This is a genomic window from Novosphingobium resinovorum, assembly GCF_027922145.1.
GTDB classification, from domain to species: Bacteria; Pseudomonadota; Alphaproteobacteria; order Sphingomonadales; family Sphingomonadaceae; genus Novosphingobium; species Novosphingobium resinovorum.
Map to the genome: position 1 here is coordinate 1 of NZ_BSFC01000016.1, position 5494 is coordinate 5494.

Below are 5494 nucleotides of genomic sequence, written 5' to 3' on the forward strand. Positions count from 1 at the left end.
CCAGGCAGGCGCATCGCGCGAGGTGGCGACGGTGTTGACCAGCGTGCCGAGGCGGTCGCTGGAGATCGTCACGACGTCTCCGACCTTGTGCGTGAAGCCGCGTCCCGGCGCGTCACGGTCCTGCGTCGGCGCGAACAGGGTGCCGAGGAACAGCACGACGCCGTCGGGATAGTGATGCTCGGAAAAGCACTGGCGCAGCAGGTCGAGCGGCGGACGGCTGATTTCCGACATGCGGCTCTCGCCTTCGAGCAGGAAGCCCTCGGTGCCCTCGATGCGCAGCAGCACCCGCGCGTTCTCGACATCGGCGACGGTGTAGCCCTGATCGAACAGGCGCACGAACGGACCGACTGAGCAGCTGGCGTTGTTGTCCTTCGCCTTGCCTAGCAGCAGCGCCGAGCGGCCTTCGAAATCGCGCAGGTTGACGTCGTTGCCCAGCGTCGCGCCAACGGCCTTGCCGCGCGCGTCGGCAAGGATCACGATCTCCGGCTCGGGGTTGTTCCAGTCCGAATCCGAACGCACGCCGATCGTCGCGCCCGATGCCACGGTGGAGAGCACCGGCGACTTGGTGAACACTTCCGCGTCCGGCCCGATCGCGACTTCGAGGTACTGCGACCACATGCCGTCCTCGATCAGTGCCGCCTTGAGCGCCGCTGCTTCCGGGCTGCCGGGCACGACTGAGCGGATCGAGCCGCCGATGCGTTCCTCCAGCCCGCCGCGCACCGCCTGCGCCTTGTCGGCATCGCCGCGCGCGCGTTCCTCGATCACGCGCTCCAGTGCGGAGACTGCGAACGTCACGCCCGCCGCCTTCACGCACTGCAGGTCGATCGGGCTGAGCAGTGTGGCACGGGCCAGAACTTCTTCCGCCGGACCCAGCGCGCGGCCCTGATTTGCGTCGAAGATACCGGTGTCAACGAGGTCGGCGACAGTAGCGGCAACGCCGCTCATATCATAGGTTACGCCGCCCTGCAGCAGCACGGGGGTCGGGCCTTCGCCAAGGTCGAGACGGCCGAGGAACAGGCCCTCGCGCCAATCGGAAGGCAGCATGTCCACGGGAAGGAGGGAGAGGATATCGGTCATGTCGGGCATCCGCTTTCGTTCTATAATGGGAGCGCTATCACACTGCCATGCATTGTCAATCACGCAGGGCTGGACGGGCCGTCCGCCCACCCGACCCCGTTGGGTGCGTCAGTGATTGTGGCGCGGTGTCTTCGCGGCGATGCCCCGATACTTGACAGCCATTTCCATGACGGCGCCTTCGGCCATCTGTCCGGTCTTCTCGCGGAAGAGTTCCTCCCACGGGGTATGGCTGTGCGGAACGGGCGGCGGGGTGTCTTCGGCCTTGCGGCGGGCGATCTCGGCCGCGTCGATCAGCGCGTTGCAGGTGCCTGTGCGGATATCGATGCGGATGGTGTCGCCGGTGCGCAGCCACGAAAGACCGCCGCCCGCCGCGCTTTCGGGCGAGCAGTTGAGGATCGAGGGGCTGTCGGACGTGCCCGACTGGCGCCCGTCGCCGAGCGTCGGCAGCCACTGCACGCCCGCCTTGATGAGCGCATCGGGCGGCTGCATGTTCACCACTTCGGCGGAGCCCGGCCAGCCCATCGGCCCGGCGCCGCGCATGACGAGGATGCAGTCGGCGTCGATCTCCAGTGCGGGGTCGTTGATGCGGTGGTGGTAGTCCTCGCCGCCCTCGAAGACCACGGCGCGGCCCTCGAACACACCTTCGGAGCCGGGGCGGGAGAGGTAGCGGCTCTGGAACTCCTCGGAGATCACCGAGGTCTTCATGATGCCGAAGTCGAACAGGTTGCCCGACAGGACGAGGAAGCCCGCCTTCTCGCGCAGCGGCTCGGCGAAGGGACGGATGACCTCGCGGTCGCGGGTTTCGCGGCCCTCGATGTTGGCGGCCAGCGTCTCGCCGGTGACGGTAAGGCAGTTTTCGGCAAGCACGCCCGCCTGCTGCAGTTCCCACATGATCGAGGGCACGCCGCCCGCGCGGTGGAAGCGTTCGCCCAGGAACCGCCCGGCGGGCTGCATGTCGAGGATCAGAGGCAGGTCGTAGCCGTGCTCGGTCCAGTCCGAGGCGGTGAGTTCCACGCCCGCGTGGCGCGCCATCGCCATGATGTGCGGCTGCGCGTTGCTCGACCCGCCGATCGCGCTGACGACGCGGATCGCGTTGAGGAAGCTGTCGCGCGTCAGGATATGCGAGGGGCGCAAGTCTTCGTGCGCCATCTCGACGATGCGGCGACCGGTCTCGTAGGCGTATTGTCCGCGCTCGCGGTAAGGCGCCGGGATCGCCGCGCAGCCGGGGAGCGAGAGGCCCAGCGCCTCGGCCACCGCGTTCATGGTCGATGCGGTGCCCATGGTGTTGCAGTGCCCGGCCGAGGGGGCGCTGTCGCAGGCGCGCTGGAGGAATTCCTCCTCGTCGATCTCACCGGCCGCCAGCTTGCGGCGGCTGCGCCAGATCACGGTGCCCGAGCCGACTAGGTCGCCCTCATGCCAGCCGTCGAGCATTGGCCCGCCGGACAGGACGATCGCGGGAATGTCCACGGTGGAGGCGGCCATGACCTGCGAGGGCGTGGTCTTGTCGCAGCCGGTGGTCAGGACGACGGCATCAATGGGGTAGCCGTAGAGGATCTCGACCAGCCCCATGTAGGCAAGATTGCGATCGAGAGCGGCGGTGGGTCGACGGCAGTTCTCGAAGATCGGATGGACCGGGAACTCCATCGCGATCCCCCCTGCGTCCCGGATGCCGTCGCGCACCCGCTTCGCCAGATCGAGGTGGATGCGGTTGCAGGGCGACAGGTCGCTGCCCGATTGCGCGATGCCGATGATCGGCCGCCCCGATCGCAGTTCCGCAGGCGTGATGCCGTAGTTCATGAAGCGCTCCAGATAGAGCGCCACCATGTCCGAGCGCGCGGGATCGGCGAACCAGTCCTGCGAACGGAAACGGCGGGGAGTGGGGGCGTCAGTCATCGTCCTGTGCCTTATGAGGAGGTCGTCATTTCGTATCCCCTTTCGTCATTGCGAGCGGAGCGAAGCAATCCAGGGCGGTGTCCACCGCGCTGGATTGCCGCGGCTCTGCGCGCCTCGCAATGACGAAGCGGGGGCAGGCTCAACCCAGCTTGAGCACGCCGTCGATGCGGCGCGGGGCGTTCCACGGGTTGCCGTCGCGCAGGCCCTCGGGGAGCAGGGCAGAGGGCATGTTCTGGTAGCACACCGGGCGCAGGAAGCGCTCGATCGCCGAGGCGCCGACCGAGGTTGTCCGTCCGTCCGAGGTCGAGGGGAACGGGCCGCCGTGGACCATCGCGTGGCACACTTCGACGCCGGTGGGCCAGCCGTTGACGAGGATGCGTCCGACCTTGCGCTCCAGCACCGGCAGCAGTTTGGCAACCTCAGGTTCGTCCTCGGCATCGAGGATCAGGGTGGCGGTGAGCTGGCCTTCGAGGGCGGCGATGACCTTGAGCGCTTCGCCCATGTCGGTCACTGTGATGACCAGCGAGGAGGAGCCGAAGACTTCCGCCCCCAGCGCCGGATCGGCAAGGAAATCGGTGGCGGTCGTCTTGAACAGGGCGCCCTGCGCCTGATGCGGGCCTGTCGGCTCCACGCCGCGCGCCAGGGTGGTGACGGCGCCATGGCCTGCCAGCGCGTTCACGCCCTCCACATAGGCCGAATGGATGCCCGGCGTCAGCATGTCCTGCGCCGCGCTGCCGCCCATCGCCGCCGAGGCCGAGGCGAGGAAGGTATCGAGATCAGGCCCGTCGATGGCGATGACGAGGCCGGGATTGGTGCAGAACTGTCCGGCACCCATCGTCAGCGAGCCGACGAAGGCCGCGCCCAGCGCTTCGGCGCGCGCGGCAAGGGCGGCGGGAAACAGCAACACCGGATTGATCGAGCTCATCTCGGCATAAACCGGGATCGGCTCGGGCCGGGCGGCGGCGGTGCGCATCAGCGCCATGCCGCCGGGGCGCGATCCGGTGAAGCCGACCGCCTTGACGCGGTGATCGGCGACGAGCGCGGTGCCCGCTTCACGCGAGGCGGGCAGGTACGAGAACACGCCCTCGGGCAGATGGCACAGCGCCACCGCGCGCTGGATCGCGCGGGCGACCAGTTCGCCGGTACCGGGGTGGGCGGAGTGACCCTTGACGATCACCGGGCAACCCGCCGCAAAAGCCGAGGCGGTGTCGCCGCCCGCGACCGAGAAGGCGAGGGGAAAGTTGCTGGCCCCGAACACCACGACCGGGCCGAGCGCGACCTTGCGCACGCGCAGGTCCGGGCGCGGCAGCGGCGCGCGCTCGGGCAGGGCAGGGTCGATGGTCAGGCCCGCCCAGCTGCCTTCGCGCAGCACTTGCGCGAACAGGCGCAGCTGGCCGGTGGTGCGGCCGCGTTCGCCTTCGAGGCGGGCGCGGGGCAGGCCCGTCTCGGCCATGGCGCGCTCGATCAGCGGTTCGCCGATGCCGACGATCTCGTCAGCGATGGTTTCGAGGAACACCGCGCGGGTTTCCGGCTCGGCCTCGGCGAAGGCGATCGAAGCGGCGTCGGCCAGTGCGCAGGCGCGCTCCACTTCGGCGAGACCCGCCGTGGTGAAGCGAGGCTCCAGCGTCGCCCCGGTCGCGGGGTTGATCGCGGCATAGCCCGCCTGCGTCTGCGCTTCTTCGCGGCCGATGAGAATGGCGCCGGTGATCATTGCTGCATCCCCTCAGGTCAAGGCTTTGCCCGTGCGTTTCGTATGTCTTTTCCCGGTCTGCCCAAAGCCCCACGCTGCATTGCAGCCACAGGATTTCATCGCCGTCCGAATATGAATGATAGCGCTATCTTTCAAGGGGGGTGTCAATGCCTCGTGATCGATCGGCAAAGCGGTCCAGCGACAAGCGCCCCATTGCGGACATGAGCATTCGTGCTCAAGATGCCGTATGCGGTTTTTCAGCAGTGGTGTCTTTTGGGCTTCTCTTGGGATGTGGCAGCCCTCTATCACCTCAAACCGAGTTTGGCTCAGCGCCAAAAAGCAAGAGCGAACCACATCGCGTCTAAAACTAACCCCGAAACTAAAGCCGATATTAGTATGGCAGGCGAGGAGTTCCGCATCCTGAGCGTCATTACAATGAGGAGCGGTGCGATTAAGGTGCCTATCCAAATCACCATAGTCGCAGGATATTTCGCATCCCACAAGGTAAACCCATACGTCAGTCCGACGACTAACATAAATATCGCAAATAACCCGGATGGGATTAGTGAAATCCAAAGCATTGCGCGCAAAAAGAGGGTCAGGATACTTCGTTCCTCTCGATCGATGTCACTCATATCGGCCCAAAACTATCGTGCGCCGCGCTAAGCGCAATGTCTGCAAAGGGGCGTCTCCCGTAAGACCGCTTTTATTCGCGGGTGGTGACTACCGGACAGGCCGATATGGAGCGCAGCCCTCAGCCTCCTAAATGGCTGAAAGGGGGGTCGTGTCCCGCGGGGTGGTGTAGGAAGGTTTCCCTGAGAGGGTGGCCACCGT

4 protein-coding genes are annotated in these 5494 nt (G+C 66.6%); 1 reads left to right on the forward strand and 3 read right to left on the reverse strand.

The features are described 5' to 3' along the window. The 3 genes from PKE80_RS09500 to PKE80_RS09510 form a co-directional block, all read right to left on the reverse strand. The coding region (locus tag PKE80_RS09500) for a fumarylacetoacetate hydrolase family protein (RefSeq protein WP_373877740.1) at window positions 1–1086 on the reverse strand (1086 nt) is incomplete at its 3' end. A 99-nt stretch (window positions 1087–1185) separates the two neighbouring features. Then, complete coding sequence (locus tag PKE80_RS09505; protein ID WP_271182293.1) at window positions 1186–2970, reverse strand: IlvD/Edd family dehydratase; 1785 nt, start codon at window positions 2968–2970, stop codon at window positions 1186–1188. A 139-nt stretch (window positions 2971–3109) separates the two neighbouring features. Beyond that, window positions 3110–4681, reverse strand: a complete 1572-nt coding sequence (locus tag PKE80_RS09510; RefSeq protein WP_271182294.1) for an aldehyde dehydrogenase (NADP(+)) — start codon at window positions 4679–4681, stop codon at window positions 3110–3112. A gap of 210 nt (window positions 4682–4891) precedes the next feature. On the opposite strand from PKE80_RS09510, the gene PKE80_RS09515 reads away from it, so the two are divergent. Continuing rightward, window positions 4892–5326 (forward strand): hypothetical protein, encoded by a 435-nt coding sequence (locus tag PKE80_RS09515; RefSeq protein WP_271182295.1) that lies wholly within the window; start codon window positions 4892–4894, stop codon window positions 5324–5326. The last annotated feature ends 168 nt before the right edge of the window (window positions 5327–5494 follow it).

Excerpts from the sequence above, each read along its gene's own strand:
- PKE80_RS09505 (WP_271182293.1), bottom strand. The coding sequence starts at position 2,970 with ATGACTGACGCCCCCACTCCCCGCCGTTTCCGTTCGCAGGACTGGTTC.
- PKE80_RS09510 (WP_271182294.1), bottom strand. The coding sequence starts at position 4,681 with ATGATCACCGGCGCCATTCTCATCGGCCGCGAAGAAGCGCAGACGCAG.